Source organism: Actinomycetota bacterium (genome assembly GCA_018333515.1).
In the GTDB taxonomy this organism is placed as follows: domain Bacteria; phylum Actinomycetota; class Aquicultoria; order Aquicultorales; family Aquicultoraceae; genus Aquicultor.
Genome location: JAGXSZ010000018.1, coordinates 1 through 26,226, shown reverse-complemented (window position 1 = coordinate 26,226; position 26,226 = coordinate 1). Strand labels below are relative to the sequence as shown.

Annotated in this window: 21 protein-coding genes; 8 read left to right on the top strand and 13 right to left on the bottom strand. The window is 55.3% G+C overall.

Annotated features, from left to right (window positions below):
- Positions 1–25: 25 nt before the first annotated feature.
- The 4 genes from mreD to radC form a co-directional block, all read right to left on the bottom strand.
- Entirely contained in the window at positions 26–547 is a 522-nt protein-coding gene (gene mreD, locus KGZ93_04300) for a rod shape-determining protein MreD (GenBank protein ID MBS3908829.1), read from the bottom strand.
- On the bottom strand, positions 547–1,422 hold the full coding sequence (mreC, locus tag KGZ93_04295) for a rod shape-determining protein MreC (GenBank protein MBS3908828.1): 876 nt from the start codon (positions 1,420–1,422) through the stop codon (positions 547–549). The genes mreD and mreC overlap by 1 nt, the downstream gene beginning before the upstream one ends.
- Positions 1,423–1,506: 84 nt before the next feature.
- Positions 1,507–2,541 carry a rod shape-determining protein gene (locus KGZ93_04290; GenBank protein ID MBS3908827.1) on the bottom strand — a complete coding sequence of 345 codons (1,035 nt, stop codon included), beginning with the start codon at positions 2,539–2,541 and terminating at the stop codon, positions 1,507–1,509.
- A gap of 33 nt (positions 2,542–2,574) precedes the next feature.
- Positions 2,575–3,282: a DNA repair protein RadC gene (gene radC, locus KGZ93_04285; GenBank protein MBS3908826.1), complete on the bottom strand. Its 708-nt coding sequence runs from the start codon at positions 3,280–3,282 to the stop codon at positions 2,575–2,577.
- A gap of 331 nt (positions 3,283–3,613) precedes the next feature.
- Between radC and lpdA the strand changes: the two genes are divergently transcribed.
- From lpdA to lipA, 6 genes are all read left to right on the top strand, one after another.
- Positions 3,614–5,011 carry a dihydrolipoyl dehydrogenase gene (lpdA, locus tag KGZ93_04280; GenBank protein MBS3908825.1) on the top strand — a complete coding sequence of 466 codons (1,398 nt, stop codon included), beginning with the start codon at positions 3,614–3,616 and terminating at the stop codon, positions 5,009–5,011.
- 181 nt (positions 5,012–5,192) lie between these two features.
- Positions 5,193–6,170, top strand: coding sequence for a thiamine pyrophosphate-dependent dehydrogenase E1 component subunit alpha (locus KGZ93_04275; GenBank protein MBS3908824.1), 978 nt, complete (start codon positions 5,193–5,195; stop codon positions 6,168–6,170).
- Positions 6,154–7,146 carry an alpha-ketoacid dehydrogenase subunit beta gene (locus tag KGZ93_04270; GenBank protein ID MBS3908823.1) on the top strand — a complete coding sequence of 331 codons (993 nt, stop codon included), beginning with the start codon at positions 6,154–6,156 and terminating at the stop codon, positions 7,144–7,146. Before KGZ93_04275 ends, KGZ93_04270 begins: the two co-directional genes overlap by 17 nt.
- Before the next feature lie 56 nt (positions 7,147–7,202).
- Positions 7,203–8,507 carry a 2-oxo acid dehydrogenase subunit E2 gene (locus KGZ93_04265; protein MBS3908822.1) on the top strand — a complete coding sequence of 435 codons (1,305 nt, stop codon included), beginning with the start codon at positions 7,203–7,205 and terminating at the stop codon, positions 8,505–8,507.
- Between the two features lie 15 nt (positions 8,508–8,522).
- Positions 8,523–9,215: a lipoyl(octanoyl) transferase LipB gene (gene lipB / locus KGZ93_04260; GenBank protein MBS3908821.1), complete on the top strand. Its 693-nt coding sequence runs from the start codon at positions 8,523–8,525 to the stop codon at positions 9,213–9,215.
- Between the two features lie 119 nt (positions 9,216–9,334).
- Positions 9,335–10,180, top strand: a complete 846-nt coding sequence (gene lipA, locus KGZ93_04255) for a lipoyl synthase (GenBank protein ID MBS3908820.1) — start codon at positions 9,335–9,337, stop codon at positions 10,178–10,180.
- 11 nt (positions 10,181–10,191) lie between these two features.
- Here lipA and KGZ93_04250 read toward each other — a convergent pair whose 3' ends face one another.
- From KGZ93_04250 to KGZ93_04210, 9 genes are all read right to left on the bottom strand, one after another.
- Positions 10,192–11,220 (bottom strand): site-specific DNA-methyltransferase, encoded by a 1,029-nt coding sequence (locus tag KGZ93_04250; GenBank protein ID MBS3908819.1) that lies wholly within the window; start codon positions 11,218–11,220, stop codon positions 10,192–10,194.
- A gap of 286 nt (positions 11,221–11,506) precedes the next feature.
- The gene (locus KGZ93_04245; GenBank protein MBS3908818.1) at positions 11,507–12,859 is read right to left on the bottom strand and encodes an OFA family MFS transporter; all 1,353 of its coding nucleotides are present in this window, start codon (positions 12,857–12,859) and stop codon (positions 11,507–11,509) included.
- 568 nt (positions 12,860–13,427) lie between these two features.
- On the bottom strand, positions 13,428–13,994 hold the full coding sequence (locus KGZ93_04240; protein MBS3908817.1) for a hydrolase: 567 nt from the start codon (positions 13,992–13,994) through the stop codon (positions 13,428–13,430).
- A gap of 115 nt (positions 13,995–14,109) precedes the next feature.
- On the bottom strand, positions 14,110–16,077 hold the full coding sequence (gene acs, locus KGZ93_04235) for an acetate--CoA ligase (protein MBS3908816.1): 1,968 nt from the start codon (positions 16,075–16,077) through the stop codon (positions 14,110–14,112).
- 238 nt (positions 16,078–16,315) lie between these two features.
- Positions 16,316–17,881, bottom strand: coding sequence for a sodium/solute symporter (locus tag KGZ93_04230; protein ID MBS3908815.1), 1,566 nt, complete (start codon positions 17,879–17,881; stop codon positions 16,316–16,318).
- A 3-nt stretch (positions 17,882–17,884) separates the two neighbouring features.
- On the bottom strand, positions 17,885–18,181 hold the full coding sequence (locus KGZ93_04225) for a DUF485 domain-containing protein (protein ID MBS3908814.1): 297 nt from the start codon (positions 18,179–18,181) through the stop codon (positions 17,885–17,887).
- Positions 18,182–18,237: 56 nt separating this feature from the next.
- Complete coding sequence (locus KGZ93_04220; GenBank protein MBS3908813.1) at positions 18,238–18,960, bottom strand: 3'-5' exonuclease; 723 nt, start codon at positions 18,958–18,960, stop codon at positions 18,238–18,240.
- 29 nt (positions 18,961–18,989) lie between these two features.
- A complete protein-coding gene (locus KGZ93_04215; protein MBS3908812.1) occupies positions 18,990–20,891 on the bottom strand; it encodes a cyclic nucleotide-binding/CBS domain-containing protein in 1,902 nt (633 codons plus the stop codon).
- A 951-nt stretch (positions 20,892–21,842) separates the two neighbouring features.
- Positions 21,843–24,056 (bottom strand): S-layer homology domain-containing protein, encoded by a 2,214-nt coding sequence (locus KGZ93_04210; protein ID MBS3908811.1) that lies wholly within the window; start codon positions 24,054–24,056, stop codon positions 21,843–21,845.
- 140 nt (positions 24,057–24,196) lie between these two features.
- On the opposite strand from KGZ93_04210, the gene KGZ93_04205 reads away from it, so the two are divergent.
- Positions 24,197–25,111, top strand: coding sequence for an ABC transporter ATP-binding protein (locus KGZ93_04205; GenBank protein ID MBS3908810.1), 915 nt, complete (start codon positions 24,197–24,199; stop codon positions 25,109–25,111).
- A 50-nt stretch (positions 25,112–25,161) separates the two neighbouring features.
- Complete coding sequence (locus KGZ93_04200; GenBank protein ID MBS3908809.1) at positions 25,162–25,896, top strand: ABC transporter permease; 735 nt, start codon at positions 25,162–25,164, stop codon at positions 25,894–25,896.
- Positions 25,897–26,226: the final 330 nt, after the last annotated feature.

The following is a 26,226-nucleotide window of genomic DNA, read 5'->3' as shown; positions in this document are numbered from 1 at the left end:
TTTGGTCTTTGGGTTCGGTTTTTGGTTAATTATATTTCTCCCCGATTCTGACCGCGGGCGTATCCTGCCTTACCGCCATGAAGCGGCGTACCGCGCCGTAGACGAAGGGTGTCAATAGCGCGTTATAGATCGCCGTCGGCAGGATTATATTTACAATAAGAATCTTGAGCGGGACGGTCTCGCCGAGCAAAAACAGAAAGACGACATAGACGAGTTCGCTTATGCCGGTCGCCACGAAGATGGCCGCCATCGGCAAGATGATGTTCTCCACGAAAATGGCCCTTTGTACCAGCCCGGCGAAGAACCCTACCAGGGACTTGCTGAGCAAGCCTAAGCCCACATAGACACCGGATAAAAGGTCGCACAGAAGACCTCCCGCGAAGCCGGCCAGCGCGCCGGCGGAAGGCCCGTGCATGATGCCGTAGAGAGCGGCTACTATGAGAATCACATTAGGTTTGGCTCCCATGATCGAGATATGGGGCGCTACGGCGGCCTGAAATATGAAAGTTGTCACTATGACGAGGAGTGCTTGGAATACCGGCAACACTATCTGCTCCCCCGGCCAAAATCGAAGTCGCTTTTATACTCTATCACCAGCACCTCTTCAAGGTCGGCAAAGTTCACCGGAACGGCTATCTCCACGATTTTGTGGAGACTGTAGATAGATTGGCTGACCTTTAAAACCTTACCGACCTCGAGGCCTTTCGGGAAAACGCCGCCGAGCCCCGAAGTGACGACCCGGTCGCCCTGGTTTATCGATGAATCCCTTGAAATGTATTGGAGAACCAGCCGCTGGTTCTTTAGCTGTCCTTTGACTATGCCGACCTCGCTGGTCCGCCGAACCTGAACCGAGACCCCGCTTTGGACATCGTTTAGGAGTGTGACCTTGGCCGCGCGCCCTGAGACTTCGGTCACCTGGCCTACGAGCGTGCCGCCGACGACCACCGGCATCCCGCGGTCGACGCCGTCGTCGAGACCGCAGTCGATAATGACCGAGGAGCGCCAATTGCTCGATGGCTTCCCTATGACATGGGCGGGCACACTCGCGTATTCGGCCTTGTCTTTGAATTTTACGATTTTTCTGAGACGGGTGTTCTCGCTCTTGAGCGACTGTAGTGCGCCCACCTTCCGGCGGAGTTCGCCTACCTCCGTTTTCAGCCGGCGATTTTCGCGCTTGATGTCGCCGAAGTGAGCGAGGTAGTCCCAGCCGTCGCGGACCGGCTGGAGCGAGCTGCTCACAGCCATCTGCGCCGGGGCGGTCACCGCCATAACCAAGCGTTGAAGACGGTGGATGGGGCCGTCTTCGCCCTCCCTGAAATGAATGGTTAGAATGGCCATGCCGAAGAATATGAGGCCTAGTATGATGAGATAATTACGTTTGCTGAAAAACTCAGGCATGAAGCCCCCAAAATAAATAGCCATCAGCCATCAGCCTGCAACTATTAGTATGAATCAAAACCACAATCAAAACATATCACTCGATACCGACAACTAATCGCTCTTTTACTACCTCGAAGAGGTGCCTATCAGCACTTTCCTCAATGTCTGTATTTCGCTTATCGCCTGGCCGCTGCCGATAGCGACGCAGCTGAGCGGGTCGTCGGCTATATGTACCGGCATCCCGGTCTCCTGCCGTATCCGCTCATCCATTCCCTTCAATAAGGAACCGCCGCCGGTAAGGACGATGCCGCGATCCATAATATCACTCGAAAGCTCCGGTGGGGTTGTCTCGAGGGTCGCCTTTATCGCCATGATAATCGCCGACAGAGGCTCCTCTATCGCCGAGCGTATCTCTTCGGATGAGACGATTATATTCTTGGGCAACCCGGTCATGAGGTCGCGCCCGCGCACCTCGGCGTCCTCTTCGTCGCCCTGCGGATAAGCCGAACCTATCTCCATCTTTATCTCCTCGGAGGTACGCTCGCCTATCATCACGTTATATTCCTTTTTCACGTGGGCGATAATCGCCTCGTCGAACTCGTCTCCGCCAATCCTGATCGACTGGCAAGTGACGATGCCTCCGAGCGAGATAACGGCGACTTCGGTGGTGCCGCCGCCGATATCGACGACCATGTTGCCGGTCGCCTCGTTTATGGGAAGGCCCGCCCCTATCGCGGCGGCCATCGGCTCTTCTATAAGATATGCCTCGCGGGCTCCGGCCTGCAGCGTAGCCTCGAATACCGCTCTTCGCTCCACTTCGGTCACCCCCGACGGGACGCAGATGACGACCCTCGGCCGCACTCCCCATTTGCGGTTATGTACCTTCTGGATAAAATGTCTCAGCATCGCTTCGGTAACATCGAAATCGGCTATGACGCCGTCTTTTAGCGGGCGGATAGCGACGATGTTTCCGGGGGTGCGCCCTATCATGCGCTTTGCGTCCATACCGACCGCCAAAATCTTGCCGGAAGCTTTATCGTAGGCGACGACCGAAGGCTCAACGAGAACGATGCCCCTACCCTTCACATGGACAAGAGTATTAGCTGTGCCGAGGTCAACAGCCATATCTCTACTAAACGGCATCGATACGAAATCAAACATCCTCGCCTTTTTCTCCTTTCGGCTACATGAAAGCTACATCAAATCGTATTCCTTCAGGCTGACGAAACGACCGTCGCCCAAAATCACATGGTCTAATAAGTCGACTCCCAGCAGGGTTCCCGCCTCTACCAAGCGCTTAGTCACGGCGATATCCTCCGCGCTCGGTGTCGGATCCCCGCTCGGGTGATTGTGTGCCACTATCACCGCCGCGCCGTTATGGCGTATCACTTTCTTGTATAATTCCCTCGGGTGAACGATAGACGAGCTCAAGCTCCCTATCGAGATATCGACGACCCGTAACACCTGATGTTTAGTATCGAGCACGAGCGCTTTGAAGTGCTCGCGGTCGAGGTAGCGCATCTCTCCCATGAGCAAGTCCGCGACATCTTGCGGGCTGCCGATCGCGCTTTTCTCTGACGGCGAAGCCATGCAGACACGCTTTCCCAGCTCCAGCGAGGCCAGCAATTTTGCCGCTTTAGCCTCCCCTATCCCGTCGATATCGCAGAGTTCCTCGACGGTCGAGCTGCTGATTGTGCCGAGCGTTTCGAAGCTGACGAGCAGCTCTGCGCTCAGCTGTACGGAAGTCCGGTTTTTTGTGCCGGTCCCCAACACTATAGCCAGTAATTCGGCGTTTGACAAACTGCCCGCACCGTAACTCACAAGCCTCTCCCTGGGCCTAAGCTCAGGGGGAAGCTGCTTGATGGTCAAGTGCGCGTCTCCCTCCGTCAATTGCCCCTCCATGCGAAGAGATGTGCGGTTTTACGTGTCTCAAGAATTCCTCTGTCTATTCTATAGGATACTTCCGCATATGTCATCAACCGCCGGCCGACTTTAAGGCCTAGGGCCATATCGGTCGATTTAGGGGAGTCTGCTATATTCCACCGCGAATCTCACGCAACTCGCCACGCCGATTTTTACACCGTATAACGATTAGGGCGCGACGCTAACGGGTATATTCTCAATCAAATTAAGGTTGTTGGGCAAGCATGCGTATTTGCCCCAGCCAAACATTGGCGTTCGCGGTCGAGACAGGCGCCCTCGCCCCTGCTCGTTCCTGGTTTTGGAGGTTGCTTTGAGCGCGACGGTTTATGATATTGCGGTGATAGGCGGCGGCCCGGGTGGGTACTCGGCCGCTTTGCGCGCGGCGCAGCTCGGCCTCAAGGTCGCTTTAATCGAAAAAGACAAGGTCGGCGGAGCGTGCCTGCACCGCGGCTGTATCCCCGCGACCAGCCTGCTCCAATGCGCCAATATGCTTGAAAGCATCGGACGCGCCGGCAAGTTCGGCATCACCGTCGACGGCGTTTCGTTTGACTGGAAGGCGGTCCAAACAGCCAAGAATGTCGCGATAAAGCGCCTCTTTACGGGCTTGAATTCCCTCCTTAAAAATAGAGGTGTCGAGGTGATAAGCGCGTCGGCGCGGCTTACGGAGCCCGGCGTGCTCAAAATAGAAGGCGACGCGGGCATCGATTCCCTTCGCGCCCGCGATATTATCATCGCGACCGGCTCGATGCCGCGGAACATACCGGTGCTCCAAGGAGACAACGGCCTCATCATGAACACTACCGACGCGCTTGAAGTCACCGAACTTCCCAGGTCCGTCACGATAATCGGCGGCGGGGCTTACGGAATCGAGTTCGCCTCCCTCTTCCGCTCGTTCGGGACCGAGGTCTCCATAATAGAGATGCAGCCGCGCCTTTTGCCGCGCGACGAGCCCGTTATCTCAAAACACTTGGAAAAAGCGTTTGCGAAACGCGGCATAGCGATACATACCGGTGTAGGAATCGAGGAAGCCCAAATAATCGGCGGCGGCGTCTCGATAGAGGTTTCCGACAAAGACGGGGCGCGCCAAACCATACTCTCGGACAAGCTCCTGGTGACCGTCGGCCGAACCGCTAATACCAGCGCCGTCGATATCGAATCGCTTGGAATCGAGACGCGGGACGGCTTTATCACGGCCGGCGACTCCATGCGAACGACCGTCGAGAATATCTACGCGGTGGGCGACGTAACCCATAACCCCCAGTTCGCAAACTATGCGTTCGCCGAGGGCATCCATGCGGCCGAGACTATAGCGGGCCTAAACCCACCAACGCTAAACCTCAAGCAGATACCTATATATACCTTCGGCTACCCGGAAATAGCCAAAGTCGGCTACACCGAAGAAGAGGCGCGGGAAGCCGGTTACGACATAGACGTGGTCGAACTTCCCTTCCAGGCGCTGCCGCGCTCGGCGATTGCCAAGGATGATACCGGATATATAAAAATCGTATCCGAAAAAGACGGGCCGCTGATAGGCGTCCATCTTATCGGGCCCGACGTCATAAACCTGATTCCCGAAGCGATGCTCATCACAAACTGGGAAGCGACCGTGGCCGACTTAGCGCAATTTCTCCACCCGCACCCGACGTTTACGGAGGCGATTGGCGAGGCCGCGCTAAAACTGGCCGGAAAACCTTTGCATGCGCTCTAGGGTGGCAAGCGCTAAGTATCGTAGCTCAGCCCTTTAGGGCTGAGAAGCATAACTAAATCTTGAGCTTTTGCGTTGTCTACCAGGGCTAAGTTTATCAGGGCTAGAGCCATGACTTAGAAGCATTGCGTTCGAGCAATACATGCTCGGAGAGCTAAAAGCTAAGCATAGAGCGAGGTGACAGATGGATGTAAAACCAATCGAGCCGGGCGCCAAAGAGCTGCGGGAGATGTATTACTTTATGCGGCTCGGGCGCGCGATAGAAGAGCGGCTCGAACTGGAATATAAGGGCGGCAAGTTACCCGGGGCGATTTATCTCGGACGCGGACAAGAAGCCATCGAGGTCGGGGCATCGTACGCGCTGGAGCAAGGCGACGTACTGGCGCCGACACACCGCGACATGATTTCGCAGCTACCGCAGGGGCTCACGGCAAAAGAGGTATTTACCAACCATTACGCCCGCGCCAACAGTTTGACGCGCGGCAAAGGTGAAGCCAACTACCAGGGCGACCTTAAGCGGGGGCTCTTTGCGACCGTGAGCATGCTCCCCGACTTCTACCCCGTCGCGACCGGCGCCGCGCTCGCCTTTAAGCTGCGCGGTGAGAAACGGGTCGCGATGCCCCTCTGCGGCGAGGGCGCGACTTCGAGGGGAGATTTTCACGAATCGCTCAATATCGCGTCAGTGCTCAACCTGCCGGTCGTATTTATAGTAATAAACAACGGCTTTGCCTACTCCACCCCGCCCTATAAGGAGATGAAGCTCTCGGATGTGGCCGAGCGGGCACACGCCTACGCCATACCCGGTGTCATCGTCGACGGCAATAACATCATCGAGTGTTACCTCGAGGTAAAAAAAGCGGTCGAGCGGGCCAGAGACGGCGGCGGCCCGACCCTTATCGAAGCAAAGACCTTGCGCATGAGGGGGCACGCCGGGCATGACGCCGCGAAATATATGTCGAAAGAGCTTATCGAGGAGTGGGCGCAAAAAGACCCCGTCGAACGGTTTGAAAAACACCTTGCGAACCAGGGCTTGCTCGATGAGGCCGGCATAAAAGAAATGACCGGGCGCGTGACCCAAGAGGTCGCCGAGGCTTTAAAATTTGCCGAGGAGAGCCCTTACCCCGAGGGACGGGAGGCCGTTACCGATGTCTACCGCGAATAAACCGAAAGAGACCAGCTATATCGAAGCCATATCGCAGGCGCTGTGGGAAGAACTCGAGCGCGACGAAAACGTCTTTATGCTCGGCGAGGATATCGGCGACTACGGGGGCGCCTTCAAGGTCACCGAGGGGTTTCTCGATAAATTCGGGCCCGAGCGCATAATCGAAATGCCCATCGCCGAGCAGGGCTTTATCGGTATGGCGATCGGAGCGGCTCTGATGGGGATGCGCCCCGTCGTGGAGGTACAATACGCCGACTTTATCTCGTGCGGCTGGGACCAGATAGTCAACGTCGCCGCCAAGATGCACTACCGCACACGCGACGCGGTCCCTATGGTAATACGGGGCCCATCGGGTGGCGGCTTGCGGGCCGGCCCGTTCCACAGCCAAAGCCCCGAAGGATGGTTCGCGCACGTGCCGGGCTTAAAGGTCATCGTACCGGGAACGGCGCACGACGCGAAAGGGCTTCTCAAAGCGGCTATCCGCGACGACAACCCGGTCCTATATTTCGAGCACAAATACCTCTACCGCCGGGTTAAGGAGGTTCTGCCCGAAGAGGACTATGTATGCCACATAGGTGCCGCAAAAGTACAGCGCGAGGGTAGCGACCTCACCATTGTGACTTATGGGGCGATGGTCCATACCGCGCTCCAAGCGGCCGAAAAAGCGCGGGCCGGCGGGGTCTCGGTCGAGGTCGTCGACCTTCGCACCGTCTTCCCCATCGACAAAGCGACGATTCTCAACTCGGTCGCCAAGACGAGCAAGGCCGTCATGCTCTATGAGGATACGCGCACTCTCGGCATCGGGGCCGAGGTCGCGGCGATAATCGCCGAGGAGGGCTTCGAGCATCTCGACGGGCCGATTATAAGGGTCTCGGCGCCGGACGCGCCGGTGCCGTTTAGCCCGCCGCTCGAGGATTACTTTATCCCGCAGGTCGATGATGTCCTTGCGGCGATAGACAGGCTGTCCGCATATTAGTCGCCCGGTTGGGAGATAAAGGTAGGCGAATTTAAAATAACCTAGGGGTGTTTTGTATGACTGTTCCTTTGAGTATGCCGCGCCTCGGCGAGACCGTAACCGAGGGTACGATTTTGAAATGGCTCAAGAGAGAGGGCGAAACGGTAGAAAAAGACGAAAACATAGTCGAGATATCGACCGCGAAAATCGAGACGGAGATCCCCTCCCCGGTCAGCGGTACGGTGACCAAGATACTGGTGCAAGAGGAAGAGACGGTCGAGGTCGGCGTCGAGCTGGCCCTCATCGACGAAGCGGGCGCGCCGCCGCAAGAAACGCCCGCGGACACGGGCATAACCCCCGAGGTGCCTGCTGAAAAAGCGCCGGCTCAGCCAAGCGCCGCGAAAGAGGTGCCCGCCGCCGCGGGTTTCGCCTCCCCCGTCGTCAGAGCGCTCGCCGCCGAGCACGATATAGACCTCGCCCAGGTACAAGGAACAGGCGCGGACGATAGAATAACCAGGAAAGATGTCGAGAAACACCTAGCTTCCCGAAAACCGGCCGCCGCCCCGGTGACGGCGCCCACCGAACCGGCGCCCGCGCCGGAAGCCGCGCCTGCGGTTAAAACGCCGGCGCCGGCCGCGGAGGTGACTCCCATGGAAGCTGCCGGGCTGCCGGGCGAGCGCGTCGTGACCATGAGCCGTCTCAGGCGCGAAATCGCCCAGCACATGGTGCGCAGCCGCAAGACCGCTGCCCACGTCACGGCCATCATCGAGATAGACATGGGCAACGTCCACACCCAGCGCGAGCGCATCAAAGAGACCTTTAAGCGCCGCGAAGGCTTCCCCATCACCTACCTGGCCTTCGTCGCCAAAGCCACCGTCGACGCGCTCAGCAACTTCCCGACGCTCAACGCGCGCATCATCGACGAGCGGCGCATGGCCCTTCATGACTACGTCAACCTCGGCATCGCCGTCGCCGTAAAAGACGGGCTAATCGTGCCGGTAATAAAGGGCGCCGAGAACATGAGCTTGACCGGGCTCGCCCGCGAGATATATGAATTGGCCGATAAGGCCCGCGCGGGCAAACTCTCGATCGACGAGGTCACCGGCTCTACCTTTACAATCACCAACCCCGGCTCGTTCGGCTCGATAATACAGACTCCCATCATCAACCAGCCGAACGTCGCCATCTTGAGCCTTGAGGCGATAGAGAAGCGCGCAATCGTCATCGATGACGCCATCGCCATACGCCACATGGTGTACATGCCGCTCAGTTACGACCACCGCATAGTCGACGGCGCGGTCGCGGCGCAATTCCTGGGCCGGTTAAAATATAACCTCGAGACGTGGGACTTCACGCCCGACCTGGCGAGTTTCCTCGAATAAGTAGCGGGTACCCGAATGGACTGTTTAGTCGCCGATATCAATCGATACGATTACTCTAAAGCGCTTGAGCTGCAGGCACGCCTGGTCGAGCTGCGCCGTGCGGAACGGATTCCCGATACTCTGCTCCTTGTCGAGCACGGCCATACCTATACAGCGGGAAGACGCGCCGACCCAACGCAACTGCTGCTGAGCCGGGCCGACCTAAAGCGCCGCGGCGTCGAGTTCTTTCGGGTCGACCGGGGCGGCGAGATGACTTATCACGGACCGGGTCAGTTGGTAGGCTATCCGATAGTCAAAATCGGCGGCATCTCCAGGATACGAGAGTACTTAACCCGCCTCGAAGGGGTGTTAATAAGAACCGCCGCCGACTTCGGGGTTTCCGCGGAGCGTCTCCCTGGACTCCCCGGTGTGTGGCGAAATAACAAGAAACTCGCGGCTATCGGCTTGCGCGTGACGCGCGGCGTGACTAAACACGGATTCGCCCTCAACGTCTCGACCGATATTTCCTATTTCGACGGTATCATCCCCTGCGGGCTGGCCGATAAGGGGACTACCTCTCTATCGCGGATTCTCGACACGCGAATTGCCGTGAGCGATGCTAAGTTGTCGATAGTCAAGAGCTTCACCGCGGTCTTCGACGCCGACATCGCTATCGTGGAGAAAGACGAACTCCTCAAGATAGCGGAGATCGAAGGTGTCCCCATCTAAGCCAAATACGCCGACGACTATCGTAAGGGGCCGCTTTTTAAGAAAGGATTTGAGTGCCTAAGAACTATCTACCTAAAGTTGATGTTTATAGTAATAATAATAGCAGCTCGTCAGGGGTGATGCGTAAACCTCTCCATCTTCGCGTGAGGGTTTCGCAAGGGACAAACTACCGTGCGGTCAAATCGATACTTAGGGGCCTTCATCTCCATACGGTCTGCGAAGCCGCGGGTTGCCCCAACATATATGAGTGCTTTAAGGCTAAAACAGCGACCTTTCTTATTCTCGGCGATATCTGTACCCGCAATTGCCGGTTCTGTCTGGTAGGCGACGGCACACCGCTCCCTCCCGACACCGACGAGCCGACGAACGTCGCCAATGCCGTCGCCGCGCTCGGCCTGAAACATGTTGTTATAACTTCGGTGACGAGGGATGACCTCGCCGACGGCGGCGCCTCGGTCTTTGCCCGAGCGATACAAGCGGTGCGCTCGATAGCGCCGGCGTGCGCTATCGAGGTCTTGATACCGGACTTCGGCGGCGATTGGGGCGCCCTGCAAGCGGTGATCGACGCCGCGCCCGATGTTCTAAACCACAATATCGAAACGGTGCCCCGCCTCTATTCGGCGGTGCGACCCGAGGCCGCATATAAGCGCTCGCTACGGCTCCTCTCGGTCGCAAAAGAACAGGGTTTTGGCGGAAGCACCAAGTCGGGCGTCATGGTCGGGCTTGGCGAGGAGCACGCAGAGGTCGCGGAGGTCCTCGCCGATTTGCGCGACCACGGTTGCGATATCGTCACCATCGGCCAATACCTCGCCCCCTCAAGGGACCACTTCCCCATCGCCAGGTACTACGACCCCCAGGAGTTTGACGAGCTGAAGCGAATCGGCTACCGGTTGGGATTCTCGCACGTCGAGTCGGCTCCGCTGGTTCGAAGCTCCTATCACGCCCGCGAGCAGTATCGTCGATAGCGGCTTCGCTATTATTTCTCCAGTTCGGGAAAGGGGTTTCGCCACTGCCAGCCGGTTTTTCCGGTCTGCCTTAGATTCTCGAGACGGCGAATCGTAATCTCGGCGAAGACCGGGTCGATGTCGCACGTATATACTCGCCTGTCGAGGCGCTCGCCGGCGATGAGCGTCGTCCCCGCGTGCGCGAAGAAATCGATTAACGTCTCACCCTTATCGCTCGCCGAGCGCACGATGCGCTCGATAGCTTTGAGCGGTTTCTGCCCGTAGCAACCGGGCACGTTCTCCTCCATCCGGTAGAATACCTGCTGAACATCGACCCAGACATTACCCGCCCGTATATACTGCGATTTGCCGCGCTCCAAATTCTCGGTGCGTTCGCCGTCGACCTCTTTGTAGTAGCCACGGAGTATCTTCGGTATGTCGGTGTACTCGGCCTCGATATTAAAGCCCGGGTCTCCCTTGACATAGTATAGAAGTTCTTGCCTAACCCACATCCAGTTCTTCTGCGTGCCGTAGCCGCGCTGGTTCCTCATCGTGATTAAATTGCGCACAGTGAGTTCTTGGAAATCGCGCATGAGGATAATAAAATCGGGCAGCGGCTGCAGCCCGTCTTTGTAGTCCGCGCCAATCCAAAGATAGAGATGCGCATCATCGGCTAGAACATCGATGGCGTTGACGACCCATTTGCGCGAAAAGCCCAGGTATTCTTCGAGGCTTTGCTTGGAGAGGTTCGCGGTGTTAGCCCCGCCTACGGCGATATTATACGGCGGGTCGTTGACGACCAGGCGGACTCTCTTTCCGCCGGTAAGCGCGGCGATGTGCTCATGGTCGGTCGCGTCGAGCACGCCCACGCGATGCCCGCGCACCGGGTCTTCCCAAACCTCACCCGCCTTGAGCCTGCATAACGGCAGTACCTCTCGCCTTAACGCGCTATGAAAATCGAGGCGTTTCAGCCTCTCGGCGGTTACCCCCTCGATTTTGCCGTCGCCGGAAAGACCGGTCTCTTCGCCGATTGCCCCGAGCGGGTCCTTGTTGCCTGCCATCAATCTACTCCCAGGTCGAAGTCGGGCGTCACTTATAATTAGCGCTCTAGGCCTAGTTTAATACAAGCGCTCCTTGATGGGGGCGGCTTTTGCGAATTAAGCCGCAGATGGAGTAGTTTAAGGCCGCCCCGATGCGCACCCACATCGGGGCATCCGCCGAAGCCCAACAAACACATAGCGGGGGACCGGCTCAAAAGCCGACCCCCCGCCCTATACTCGCGGCCTTACCCCGGCAAGCAATCTAATGTCGTAAACGATACGTCGTTAGCTAAATATGCGCTCGCTCTTATCTCGCGCTCGACCCATCCAAGACCAACAGCCCGCGCTCCGCGCCGACCTGTTCTTTTTCAACAGCGCCGCCGATTAGCGAGGCTTTCGGCGCCTTAGTGATAAAGGAGACTAACGCCGCTACCAGGCAGAGCGCCGCCGATATCTGAAAAGCCGGCGAGAACGAGCCGGTGGCATCCCGTATCATACCGGCCATGACCGGACCGAAGACGCCGCCAAAACCCCAGGCGGTAAAGATAAGTCCGTAGTTTACGCCGAGATTCTTGGTGCCGAAGTAATCGCCGGTCGTCGACGGGAAGAGCGCCAAGAGAGCCCCGTAGTTAAACCCGACGAATATCGAGCCGAGAACGAGAAACGTTACCGTGCCCAGCTCCGGGAAGACCAGCATGCAGACAGCTTGATAGAAGAAGACGAGGCGCATCGTGCGGACGCGGCCGATGAGGTCTGAGAAGAAACCGGCTATGACTCGCCCGCCGGCATTGGCAATGGCCAGGATGGCGACTATCAGGCTCGACCATTTTGCCGCTTCGGCCAAGACAGCCGCGTCGGTGCTGGCGCCGGCTATTTTCGATGAGACTATAGTCGCGAGGCTTCCAATCGTTAAAAGACCTGCCGCCGAACCCAACGCGAACATTATCCACAGCAGATAGAATTGGCGGGTCTTGATCATCTCGTGCCAGTCATAATCATACTTCTTGGGAGGCGGCGTCGTTGCGGCCGCTTTCTTCTTCGATTGCTTCTCAATCGGAACATAGCCGGCCGGCGGATTCTTCAAGAACTGCGCGAAGACAACACTTATAACCAGAAACGCGCCGCCTAAAAGTAAGAATGTCTGGTTGATCCCATTTCCCTCGATGAGTATAGTCGTCAGAGGGGCGATGTATACCGAAGCCAGCCCGAAACCGGCGACGACTAAACCCGAGATCAGACCCTTTTTGGCGGGCGGAAACCACTTTATCGCGGGCGGCGTCGCCGAGGCATAACCCAAACCGATTCCGGCACCCGCCATAACCCCGAAGCCGAGAACGGCGAAGAAGACATTATTGGACGATGCGAGACTCGCCACCATTAAACCCAAACCGGTAAGCACGCCGCCGATAGACGCCACGATACGCGGTCCGAACTTGTCCTGAGCCCTTCCGGCGAATACCATCATTATCGCGAAGACACCGCATGCGACCGCGTAGGGAAGCTGCGTTTGGGTCGCGGTCCAACCCCAACCGCCGTCGCTCACCGGCATCTTCATAGACTTTGCGATTATGCTCCAAGAATACAGAACTCCTAACGCCAAGTTTATGGCGGTTCCGGAAAACGTCACTATCCACCCGCGGATATCGCTTGATTCCTTCACTAAATCACCTCTTTCGTTAAAATCAGGCCTGAAAAACAAAAAACCGTTTACCCTGCTTTGAAATCTCCGCCCGCGGCCCCCCTAGGACGATATCGAGCGATGTGGGCCCGGATTCCCTCGTCCGCATAGTCGGCGCCCCTACCTACTGCTTATATCGGACCATCTCTCTTCCGCTATAATGCGAATCGGACACCTTTCCGCTATTGCGCACGGAAAAAAGACGCTTAAGGAAACGCAGAACTATCCAGAGTATGTGGTTTCAAGTTTTCGATTTATTGACACTACGTCCCCCAACATAGAATCAACCAAGGACTCGACTATTTACTAAACGTCTCGCCGGCGCTGCTGCTCCCCAACAGCATGACTATTAGACCTAGACTAGACAAAAATTGCTTTTCTGTCAACATTTTTATAAGCACTCAGAAGCCTGCGCCCGCATGATTTATAGGTTACGCGTCCATATTTAGCTGCGCTTTTGTAAACGGCACTTAGCTATCACCCGAAGGAGTGTATTGAACGCGGCCGGGCTTACTCATAATTGCTCCCGGACCCGCTCAGTCCGCCCAGGCTACTTTATCCGCTTCGATATCGCTTTGAATTCCTCGGTGCCCGCGGCCCCCAGCAATTGAAAGAGGACCGTCTCGGTGCAGGTAATGGCCGCGCCGGCGTCCCGCAAAAACTCCAAACCGACGCGCCAGTTGTGGTCGACGCGCGAGCAAACCGCGTCGGAGACGATATGAGGGCCATATCCCTCCTGAATCAGGCCGAGTGTCGTCTGCAGCACACAGATATGCGTCTCCATTCCGACCACGACGACTTTAGGACGGCATGCCTGCTTTAGCTCCGCCGAGAAATCCGGCGCGTCACAACAATTAAACGCGACTTTCTCTATAGGTTTATAGACTGGAAGCGCTTCCCTTATCTCGGCCACGGTAGGGCCGAGCCCTTTCGGATATTGCTCGGTCACAAGGACGGGTATGTCGAGCATCTTCGCCAGTTCGATTATGTGAAGGCAGTTGTCGATGACCTTTTGGCGCTTAGGCATGGCGGCCGCCAGCCTATCCTGTATGTCGACGACGACAATTACCGTGTCCTCGCGGCTTAAGGTGAAATTATTCATAAACACTCTAACCATCCCCTCTTGAGTCGGGTTTTATTAACGAGTTTGGTGTTTTTGAAACCGGTTGTCAATATAAAAAAGGCCGGTTTTAAGCCGACCTTTTTTGTTAACCAGTTTAACCAGTATGGGTTTAGAGACGGTCCTTTATCAGGCTATCGACAACCGACGGATCGGCCAGCGTCGAAACATCGCCCAACTCATCGATTTGGTTGTGCGCGATTTTCCTTAAAATCCTTCTCATGATCTTGCCGCTTCGGGTCTTCGGCAGACCCGGCGTGAACTGCAATTTATCGGGACTGGCAATCGGTCCGATGACCTTGCGCACATGCTGCACAAGCTCTTTTTGGAGTTCCGGAGACGGCTTGTTGCCGTCTTTAAGCGTCACATAGACGTAGATACCCTCGCCCTTGATGTCGTGCGGGAAGCCGACCACCGCGGCCTCGGCGACTGTCGGGTGGCTTACCAGCGCCGACTCGACCTCGGCGGTACCCATCCTGTGACCCGAGACGTTGATAACGTCGTCGATGCGCCCGGTCACCCAGAAATCGCCGTCCTCGTCTACGCGCGCGCCGTCTCCGGTGAAGTACACACCCGGGAAGCGGCTGAAATAGACCTCTTTGATGCGGGCATTCTCGGGGTCGCCGTAGGTGCCGCGCAGTATGCCGGGCCATGGTTTCTCGATGACGAGATACCCGCTTTCATTCACATCCGCCGGTGAGCCGTCCTCTTTGATGACTTTCGGCACAACACCGAAGAACGGCCTCGTCGCTGAGCCGGGTTTCAATGTCATAGCCCCCGGTAGAGGCGTTATGATGTGGCCGCCGGTCTCTGTCTGCCAGTAGGTATCGACCAACGGGCAACGGCTGTGGCCGACCTTCTCGTAATACCACATAAACGCGGCCGGGTTGATAGGCTCGCCGACCGTTCCGAGCACGCGCAGGCTGGAGAGGTCGTGTTTCGCGACCCAGCTGTCGCCCTCTTTCATAAGCGCCCGGATAGCGGTCGGCGCGGTGTAGAAGATATTGACCTGGTACTTATCGCAGATATCCCAGAACCTTCCGGCGTCGGGATAGCTCGGTACGCCTTCGAACATGATGCTGGTCGCGCCAGCCGAAAGCGGGCCGTATACGATATAGCTGTGACCGGTTACCCAGCCGATATCCGCCGTGCAGAAGTGCGTATCCTCTTCTTTGTAATCAAAGACATTCGTAAAGGTCATGTTCGCGAAGAGCAGGTATCCGCCGGTGGTGTGGAGAACGCCTTTCGGCTTGCCGGTCGAACCCGACGTGTAAAGAATAAAGAGCGGGTCTTCGGCGTCGACCTCGACCGGCTCGCAGAAGCTTGCGATATCGGCTGCGGCCATCTCCTCGTGCCACCATACGTCGCGGCCTTCTTTCATCTCGCACTCGCCGGCCCTGTTGACCACGATACAGGTCTTAACGGTCGGGCATTCTTCGAGCGCGGCATCGCTGTTGGTTTTGAGCGGGACGATTCTGCTGCCGCGCATACCGTTATCGCATGTTATTAGAAGTGACGATGCGCAATCCTGAATCCGGTCGCGGAGTGCGTTCGAGCTGAAGCCGCCGAAGACTATGCTGTGGATTGCGCCGAGTCTCGCGCATGCGAGCATCGCAATCGCGAGTTCGGGAATCATCGGCAGATAGAGTGACACCCTATCCCCTTTGGAGACGCCGTTTTTCTTAAGAACATTGGCGAATCTGTTTACTTCACGATGAAGTTGCTGGTAAGTATAGGTCTTCGACTCCCCGCCGTCGCCCTCCCAGATGATAGCCGCTTTGTTCTTTCTCGCAGTGTTGAGATGTCTGTCAAGGCAGTTGAACGAGGCGTTGAGCTTGCCGCCCTCGAACCATTTGATGTACGGCTTGTGAAAATCGTAGTCCAGTACCTTGTCCCACTTCTTGTACCAGGTAAGGTTCTTCTCGGCCATCTCGGCCCAAAAACCGTCCGGGTCTTCGATAGACCTCTTGTACATCGCTTCGTACTCTTCCATGCTCTTAATGTGAGCATTCGCGCTAAACTCCGCAGGCGGAGGAAACTTCATTACCGTTTCCTCGGCCACATTTAGCTTTTCCGTCATACTCTCCCCCTTTGTTTCTTTCCCCTTACTTGCCGGATAAAGGCCGGGCCCCGTGGATTGTCTTCCACAACACCTTCAACCCGACTCCCTTAGGTGCGCGGCAATAGCTACACGCCGCAACAGTATACCAGATTTTAAACCGGCTTGCATGGGAATCGGTCGAAGTTCTCCCCAGGGCCCGACCTATTTACGATTATGCTGTTATGCAAGAACAGAAACCGCGACGCACAACGGCTTTCTACTGCTCAGAGCCGACGCCCATGTAAAGGCGGACCTTCTTCTCCTCATATTTCTCTTGTGCTTCCGCCTCGGGTGCGAGCAGCGATACGACAATGCCCGAGATAAACGCCAGCGGCATCGAAACGATAGCCGGGTTGCCCAACGGAAAGATAGGCGCGGCGTTACCCAGAATATCCACCCAGACCGTAGGCCCGATAACGATAAGGATGACCGACGATAGAAGGCCCGACCAAATGGCGACGACCGCGCCGCTCGTCGAGAACTTTTTCCAAAAGACCGACATGAGAATCGCCGGGAAGTTCGCGCTCGCCGCGATAGCAAACGCAAGACCGACCATAAACGCGACGTTTTGACCCTTGAAGGCCATCCCGAGAACTACAGCGACGATACCAAAACCGATCGTAGCTATTTTAGCTACCTTCATCTCTTCTTCTTCAGTGGATCTGCCTTTCTTGAAGACGCCGGCATATAAGTCGTGGCTGAAAGCGGCTGCGCCCGCAAGTGTCAGTCCGGCGACGACCGCGAGGATCGTCGCAAAAGCGACGGCGGCGATAAACCCGAGAAATATCGGGCCACCGATGGCCTGCGCGAGAAGCGGCGCCGCCATATTACCCTTCGCGTCGACGCCTGTTATAACATCCTGGCCGACGAGCGCGGCGGCGCCGAAGCCCATGATAAATGTCAAGATATAGAAGTAGCCGATCCATGCGGTACCGTAATTGACGGAGTTCCTCGCGGCCTTAACATCGGGCACCGTATAAAACCTCATCAGAATATGCGGCAGACCGGCGGTACCGAACATGAGCGCCAGTCCGAGCGATACTGTTCCAATCGGGTTCTCCAGCAGCTTGCCCGGTTGAAGCATTTTAAAGCCGTCGGTCGTATTGGTCAACGTGTTGACTTTTTGGACGGCGGCGCCGAAGAACGCGTCGAGACTAAAACCGAACTTCATCAGTGTTAGAAAACACAAAATCGTCGAGCCGGAAAGAAGCAGTCCGGCCTTGATGATCTGAACCCAAGTCGTCGAAATCATACCCCCGAAAAGAACATAAGCCATCATAAGGGTTCCGACGAGAACGACCGCCACCTCATACTGGAGACCCAAGAGCAGCTTGATAAGCGTGCCCGCTCCTACCATCTGCGGAATCAAGTACATGACGACGACGGTCACAGCCGAAACCGCGGCCGCTGTCTTGACCGGACCCGAACGAAGCCTGTAAGCGACAACATCCGAGAATGTATACTTTCCGAGATTCCGCAGCGGCTCGGCAATCAAGAACATGACTATCGGCCAACCTACCAAAAAGCCGATTGCATAGATGAGACCGTCAAAACCGCTAAGCGAGACCATACCGGCGATACCCAGAAACGAGGCCGCGCTCATATAGTCTCCGGCGATAGCCATTCCGTTCTGGCCCGCGGTAATGCTTCGACCCGCGGAATAAAAATCTTTTGTCGTCTTCGTTCGCTTAGCCGCCCAGTAGGTAATGCCCAGGGTTCCCGCTACGAACAGAAGGAAGAAGAATATTGCTATGGGATTCGGTTCCCCGAATTGTGTATTCATCTGTTAGCCTCCGATCTTTCCTTTGATATCTTCGACCATTTGGTCGTACTTTCTGTTAGCCCAATTCGCGTATGTGAACGTCAGTATCCAGGAAATCACGATTACCGCGACGCCGATCGGCAGCCCGATGGTAATGTTCTCCGAGATTTTTGCGCCCAACGTCTCTTTACCGTATGCCATAAGGAAGATGAAACCGAAATAGGTGATTAATGTCAGTACGGTCAGTATCGCGACGATGCTGTTTCTCGTCGACACCATTTTTTGAAAATCCGGGCTATCGAGATACTTCTGATGAGCCATTTTAGGCTTCTCGCTTGTTACAGCCAATGTAAACACCCCCTAAGTTGTAGTTGAGTCTAAAAGTTGCCGAACTTGAACGAAAAACGGAACTTATCACCCCCCTTTGCCGGATTACTTACGGCCAGTAACTCCCCCACGCTCTTTATGCCTAAGTCTATTAAAGCGGGTAGAAGCCGCTGTAGGACCTGCGCTGTAATAAAGGCATCCGCTATAGCGTTATGAGCCCCTTTTACAGGCACATCCAAACTCTTGGCGATATCATATAGGCTCGGATGGCCCGAGCTATCCTCGCCAATCCGCTGCCTCCTCCACTTATCGAGCGCAAAGACGTCTAAAATGGGATTTTTCACCGATACCCCATAGAGCCGCTTAGCCTCACGATTGAGAAAAGTCAAATCTATGGCAGGCATATAGCCGACCATAATGTCGTCACCGCAAAAACTCAAAAACTCCGGCAAGACCTCCTCTATGGAAGGCTCTTCGGCGACCTCGCCCGGCGTTATCCCATGTATCACGACGCTCGAACCCGTAAGCTTGGCCTCGGGACTGATAAGCCTATCAAAGGTCTCGCCGAGTAAAATCCGCGTTCCCGCCATTCGGATAGCGCCGAGCGAGACGATCGAGTCTTTCTTATCGTCCAGTCCGGTCAGCTCGCTATCGATGACCACATATCGCGCTTTATCGATTGGAACGCCGAGGTCTTCGCTCCCGAAGACCGCCGCTTCCATCGCCCCGAAGTTTGACGATTTCCGCCTATACGACTCGCTGATATCCGACATTTTGCCTCTAGACCAATCCCTAAAACCCATTACGACACCGTCCCCAAGGAATAGCGCTGGTCTATTAGGTCTTGGACTCTCGATATCAGCTGAAATATCTCTTTCAACGTCTGCTTCTCGAGCGTGTTGAGTTCGTTGGGATTGATGAAATTGTCCGGCTCGGAACCGAGTTCTATCTGCTCGAACTGGCGTAAAACCCGTAACAGCATTATAAACTCGAAAGACTGCTCAAGCTCTAGCCCGAACTCATCTATCAAACCATGCTGTCCCTTGAGCGCCTCGATACGCTCGAGCGTCGAGGTCTCACTAACGCCCCGCTCGAGACTGAAGAGCCTCACTATATCGACTATTAGCGCCAGCGCGCTTATCTTCAAGTTCAACTGGTCCTTATGCTCACCGCTTTTTTCCACGACAAACGTCTTGAAAAAGCCGAGCGGCGGACGATTGTCGACGATTGTAGCCGCCATGCGCGCCAAGAAGAAGCGCTCCTGCTCGAGCTTTTGGTTCAAGTGGCGCCTCAACATCTTACCGAGGTCCAAATCCCCATAGACCGGCCTGAAATCGAAGAATATGACCGAGAGCAAAATCGATTCAGGGGTCGAGGAGGTTATCCATTCGGTGAAATTGCGTTTCCAGACCTTCAGTGGCCGGCTCCACTTGGGGTTGCCGGCCATATAATCGGCGGGACATTTCGGGAAACCGCACTTTACCAGTGCGTCATTTATGCGAACCGCGAATTCATGAAAATACTCGGCCGCCTCTTTCTCCATCTCGGGAGTCTCGGGGTCGGCATAGATCAAGGCGTTATCCTGGTCGGTCTTGAAGGTCTGCTCTTTCCGGCCCTCACTTCCGAAGACAATCCAACAAAACGGTACCGGCGGCGGCCCGTGCTCGCTTAGGTCTATCTCGATAATCCTCTGGAGCAGCCGCTCGTTGAGTTCGGTTATGATGCGCGAGATGTTACTTGCTTTCGTGCCCTCTTTCAGCAAGAGGCCGACCATGCTCGATATCTCGGACGATATCGGTATGAGGCACTCGATATTCTGCCGGCTCTCTATCTCGCGCGCGATGGTAATCGGTGAAAGGCCCTGGAGCATCATGAGGTCATGGTTTGTGACTATGCCTTTTAAGACGTCTTTGTCCATCACCAGTAGGTGGTGAATGCCGTGGCGAATCATCTTGAGAAGAGCCTCAAAGCAGAATTCGCCTACCTCTATGGTCACCAATGAAGTCGTCATTATGTCACGCAAAGGACCCGTAACGCTCGCACCCGTCGCGACTACCTTCTCTCGCAAATCCCGGTCGGTCACGATTCCCAAAGGTCTGCGCGCTTCGTCGATGACGACAAGCGAGCTGATTTTACGTTCCGCCATCAACCGGGCGGCCGCCCGGATACTTTTTTCGGGAGACGCCGTTATGAGCCGCTGGGTGGCGATGTCGCCCACCGGCGTCGTGAACGGCAGGGTATTCCCCGACCTGTATAAGAAACCTTTGTCGTAAAGTTCGCGGAAGGTGGTGTCTACGTACTTCCCAAGATATGAGCGGAGGAAATACTCCGCGAAGGCCGGGTAAGAGTCGTGCAACCTCAAGAAGGTCTCTTTGTCGATGAGGTAGCAAATCGTGTCATCGGCGGCGACTACACTCGTTCTCGATTTATCGCCGCTGTATAACGATACGAAACCGAAGCTGTCCCCTTCGTTCCTGTAGTCGATGATTATTTCATCGGTGCCGGACCGAACAAAAATCTTGACCCCGCCTTTTTGCACGATATAAAGATGCTCGCTTGGCGGTCCGGACTGGGTTAGTATCTCGGTTCCCTTTGGATAATACTCCATCGACACTTTGCCGGCTATCATCCGCAACGTGCCCTTTTTTAGAAACTGAAACGGAGGTACTTTCTCCAGGAATTCCACGACATCACTGAGTATCAAGCGCCCTCCAAACCATCTTCGCCGAACTTGCTAACTTGAGGCTTCTCTTAAATACTTTGTAACACCATCAAAGACCGGGCCTTAGAGTTCTCACCAGCCTGACCTTAAGCTTTAAGAACACGTTCGAGTTGCCGCACCTGATGCTATCGGTAGTTTTTTAACGGTTCACGGTTCATTTTGCCTGTTTTCGGCAACTTGTACATGGTCACCACATATAGTCGCAAGCCCTAAGGCGCTTCTAACCGTTTACCTTTCGATACCTACTTTGCCATATGGCTCCGAAAAGACCATATAATACTCCCGTTGTGTAGCGTCACACAAAGTTTACCTGCTAATTAAGGAATTGTAATAAGATTTTGGTAAACGGTCGAATTGGTAGATAAACGGTACATTTACGGTGATTAGCGGTTGGTTATCACATTTGCCGGTATTTTATCGCTAGTATTAAGAACTGCTTAAGCACGTATCACACACAATGCCGTTCACAGTTTAAATACGACCGTTTCCCGTAATATTGGGTGTTGCGGAACCTTCCTCGCGCCTAGCCCTATTTCAATTACAGACATATTACCTGGTAGCAAGCTTATCATGTCCAGGCAAAGAACCCAGCAACATCAGAATACAAATCTTGTTTGTACCTATTGTTACGTTCTAGCACTTAGAAATAGCCTATTACACGCCTATATTTGATAATATCCGATTAATTTGAAGTTACATATCCCTCATTAGGGTGATATCTTTTACGATGCACTGCTACAATCTAAGCCCTCGCTCCCCTGGAGCCGCCGGTTAGCGCCAGAGCGAACGGCTGTTTAGAGCGGTTTTACCTCATGAGTCGCCCACATACCTTCCGGAGTAACGTGGGAGATGTTGGAATAGCAAAACGGGATGGGCGCACAAGCCCACCCCGTCGATTTATTACAAGAGCTTAACTACTTTGTCGCGGCGTCGCTATTGCCCCATTTTTACCAGATTAAATATCATCTTTGCGGCTTCCGCCCGCGTCGCATAGGTCTCGGGCCTGAATTCGCCGTTGGGATAGCCTTCGATTATGCCGAGCTTTCTAGCGCCGGCGATACCCTGGAATGCCCAGTGACCAATGGGCACATCTGGAAACGCCTGCGCCGCGGCCATGGTCTTCATATCCTTAGCGCGGTAAATAATAGTGGCGGCCTCGGCGCGAGTTATCTTGGCATCGGGCTTAAATGCGCCGTTCGGATATCCCTTGAGGATTCCCGACGCGGTCGCTTTGACCATATGCTGCTCCGACCAGTGGCCGGCGATATCGGTCGATTTGGCCTTACCGGCGGCCGTGGCGGTACTCTCAGAGCCGATACCGAGCACGGTAACCGCCATCTTGGCAAACTCCGCCCTGGTAATATGAGCGTCCGGCTTGAAATCACCTTCCGCATATCCTCGGACGGCCTCCAGCTTGACCAATCCATCGACATATGGGAAAGGCCATTCTTCGACAGCTATATCCGACCAACCGCTGCCGTCATCGACGATATGCTGGACGTAGATGTCGGATTCCGCGTCTTCCTCGGGCGGATGCGGCCCGTAGTAGCCAAACTTAACAGGCTCTACGGGCGGCTTGGTCTGCTTGATCAGCCGCCAGCCGTAAAAAAGGCCGCCTTTTTCATCCGGCACAAATCCGATTCCCGTCAATATCTGTCCGCCTTTGAGAACGACACCGTTTTGACCCCAGAGCGCTTTTCCTTGAAAATCGTATCGCTGCACAGACATCGTCTCCGCCGGAAACGGCCCGAAATCCGTATATGAGTTTGAGATTAAGAAAAACCCTCCGGCCTTGTCGGCGACGGGATACTGGTACGCGTTTTTCGAGGCTATCGTCTTTTTCCAGGCGACTTTCCCTGTAGCGTCGATAAGCGTCAGGTCGATGCCGATCGGGATAGGAACGTTGTTGATAACAGTGTCGACCACTTCACCCCTCGGGCCGATTATCTTGTCGGTCCGCTCCTCGAAACGCATCTTCGGCCAGGTATAAAGAAGCCCTCCCTCTACGGCCGTCACCATTCCGGGATCATAGTAGCCGGTGTCGCCATCCTTGGAAATCAATGGCTTGCCGTGGTCCCAGACGACCTTTCCGTCGGGGGTGACCTTTGTCGCGAAGAAATTTACGTTCGGATTCGGGAAATAGCCGAAGCCGCCCGGACCTTCCTTTCTCTCGACGTAAGGCATGCCTTTCGGTTGTGTCCAGGTTAACATCGCCGAGTTATCATCGGCGACCTGGAGCTGGCCGAACCAGGGTTCCGCAGGCAACCCCTTGACATCGATGCTCAACTTAGAGGGCCACACCATAGACCCCTGTCTGTTGAGCCGCCGCACAAAGATATGGCCGTCTTTCATCCGCTGGTTCGGACCGGGCATACCGTAGTAACCGTATTCATGGCCGGCCAGGTCGTTCCAGCTGAAATATAGCCCGCCCGCACCGTCGGATACCATGTTTACCGACTCCCCCGTCGGGTCGTAGCCGTAGTAAGATACGTTTTCCAGCTGCTCTATGCCGAGTGCCTCGTTGACGGAAACGCCCTCCTCTCTCCACATCCGGGTGCCGCCCGAACTCATCCGCTGCATATAAAAGCCGGGGCGCTCATCATCGCGCCAGACAATAATCGCGCCGCCTTCCTCATCCGACACTGTCGATCTGATGCTCTGAGCGCCAGCGCCGACATAGACGGTCGCGCCCATGTCCCCCCATTTTTTGTTGCCGCCGGCGTCGATTTTCTGCGCATATACATCCGGTTTTCTGCGGTTGCGATTGTCTGTCCAAGTTACGATTAGCGAGTCTCCCGAAAGACAGACCGGCGGATATCCGTAATTAAAATAGGTTCCGCCAATAACTAGTACCGGCCTGTCCCAGAGCAAACGTCCATCCGGTCCTAGTTTTTGAGCAAACAGCTTGACCTCGGCCTTCCTGCGCTCCAGCCACACGACAAAAAGGTTGCCGTCCTTGTCCGGGATGAGCTGAGTCATCTCCCAGGGCGTTCCCGCGTTCTCGGCGACTCGAACGCCGCCGCCCCAATGCTTCTTGACGGCGGCGAAAACACCGCCCGGCAGAAATAAAGTCATGACAAGAACGAGTATAAGGGACGCGATTATCGAGCGAGCGACCCTCGTCTTAACTCTTCCTTTCACCCACATAATCCGTCTCCCTTCCCTATCCGCTTGACGCTTTAAAATTTGTGTACCGCAAAAAAGTTCCCAATCCGTTAAACTTTTGGTGCTTTCTCGGGTATATTAAAACAGTGGCTAATATCGAGTCTAACACAGAGAGGGAAAGAGTGGTCGTCGCGGAAAACCTTACCAAGGTCTTCGACGGCTTGACCGCGGTTAAAGGAATAAGTTTCACGGTCGAGCGCGGTGAACGCGTCGGTTTCCTCGGCCCCAACGGGGCGGGCAAAACAACGACGATTCGAATGCTTTACGGGATGTCGCCGCCGACCGCCGGCAGCCTCGTCGTTCTCGGCCTAGATGTCCGCGACGACATCCGCGACATAAAGCGGCGGATCGGCGTTGTGCCCCAAGAGACCAATCTCGACACCGACCTCTCGGTCCGCGAAAACCTCGAGGTCTACGCCAACTACTTCGGTATTCCGAAAAAGGCGGCGGGCGGGCGTCTCCATGAGCTTCTCGCATTCATGCAGCTCGAAGAGCGAGCTAATACGATGGTCGATACGCTCTCGGGCGGCATGAAGAGGCGTCTCCTGCTGGCAAGAGCGCTCCTCAACAACCCCGAGCTGCTCATCCTCGACGAGCCGACGACCGGCCTCGACCCGCAAGCGCGACACCTTATATGGGATAGGCTCAAAAGCCTGCAGGAACAAAATGTAACACTCGTCTTGACGACCCACTATATGGATGAGGCAAGCCAACTCTGCGACCGTATTATCATCATGGATGAAGGAAGCATCATAGCCGAGGGCAACCCCCTTGATTTAATAGAAACCCATATCGGCGGCGAAGCGCTCGAGATACGGGTCGCCGAGGGGCAGCGAGAAGCGCTCCAAGAGCTTCTCGTGCCCAAAAGCGAGTATTACGAGGTACAACATGATACGTATGTCTTCTTCGCCCTGGCGGCGGATGAACTTATGCGGGCGGTCAAGGACGCCGGCTTTGAGATAGAGTACGCGCTCAAGCGACGCTCGACTCTCGAAGATGTCTTCTTGAAGCTGACCGGAAGGCGGCTGCGAGATTGAACCCGCTCATTAAGACCGCGCGTTCCATATCGCCCGCCGGAGTCATAAGGATGTGGTATCGGAACTGGAAGATATTTCGGAAGGTCTTCTGGTTCGCGGCGGCCCCGAACTTTCTCGAGCCGGTAATATATCTCACGGCTCTCGGAATCGGCCTAGGCCTTTTAGTCCGGGATATCGAAGGCCTGAGCTATGTTCAATTTCTAGCCCCGGGCCTTCTCGGCTCGACGGTGATGTACGCGTCCTCCTTTGAGACGACCTACAGCAGTTTCATCAGGATGAAGTATGAGAAAACCTACGACGCGGTGCTGGCAACGCCGCTGAGCATAGAAGACGTTATCGCGGGTGAGATTCTCTGGGGCGCGACGCGCGGCTATATCAACGCGCTTACTTTCCTCGGGGTCATCGCCGTCTTTGGCTATGTCGATTCGGCGGCGGCGCTGCTGCTCATACCGCTGCTCTTCGTCTTCGCGGCGCTCTTCGCGATTGTCGGCATGATATATACGGCGCTGGTCTCTAATATAAATCTCTTCAACTATTACTTCACGCTCTTTATCACGCCGCTCTTCTTGTTCTCCGGTATCTTCTTCCCCATCTCGACGCTGCCGGCGTGGGCGCAAAAACTCGCGCTGTTTACGCCGCTCTATCACGTGGTGCTAGTCTGTCGCGGGCTCACCCTCGGCAGGCTCGACCAAGACGTATTCACCAGCATATTCATTACGGTCGCATTGACGGCCGTGCTCTTTCTAATACCGATCGCCATCATGCGCCGGCGTTTGATTAAATAACAGAAAGCATTTTTAGCGTTCGTTAGTATTGTCCCCGCCAAAGAACAGATGCTTACAATCGTGAACGGAGCTTAAGAAATGTCTATCTTGATATAAAGCTCGGTTACTGGTCGCGAGCCAACCTTCTAAAAAGGGAAGGCACGCTCAGTAACCACAAGCTTTATTCGGTTAGCAGCAGTGAGTTTAGTATATATGATAGCCGCTATCAGTAACAGGGGGTAAAAATGAAAAGAATAATCATTTTAGGGTTGTTAGTTCTCGCTTTTTTAGGAATTGTAGCCGTTGTAAATGCTCAAATAGTGCCCTCTTTGATGTCAGGCAAACGGGTAA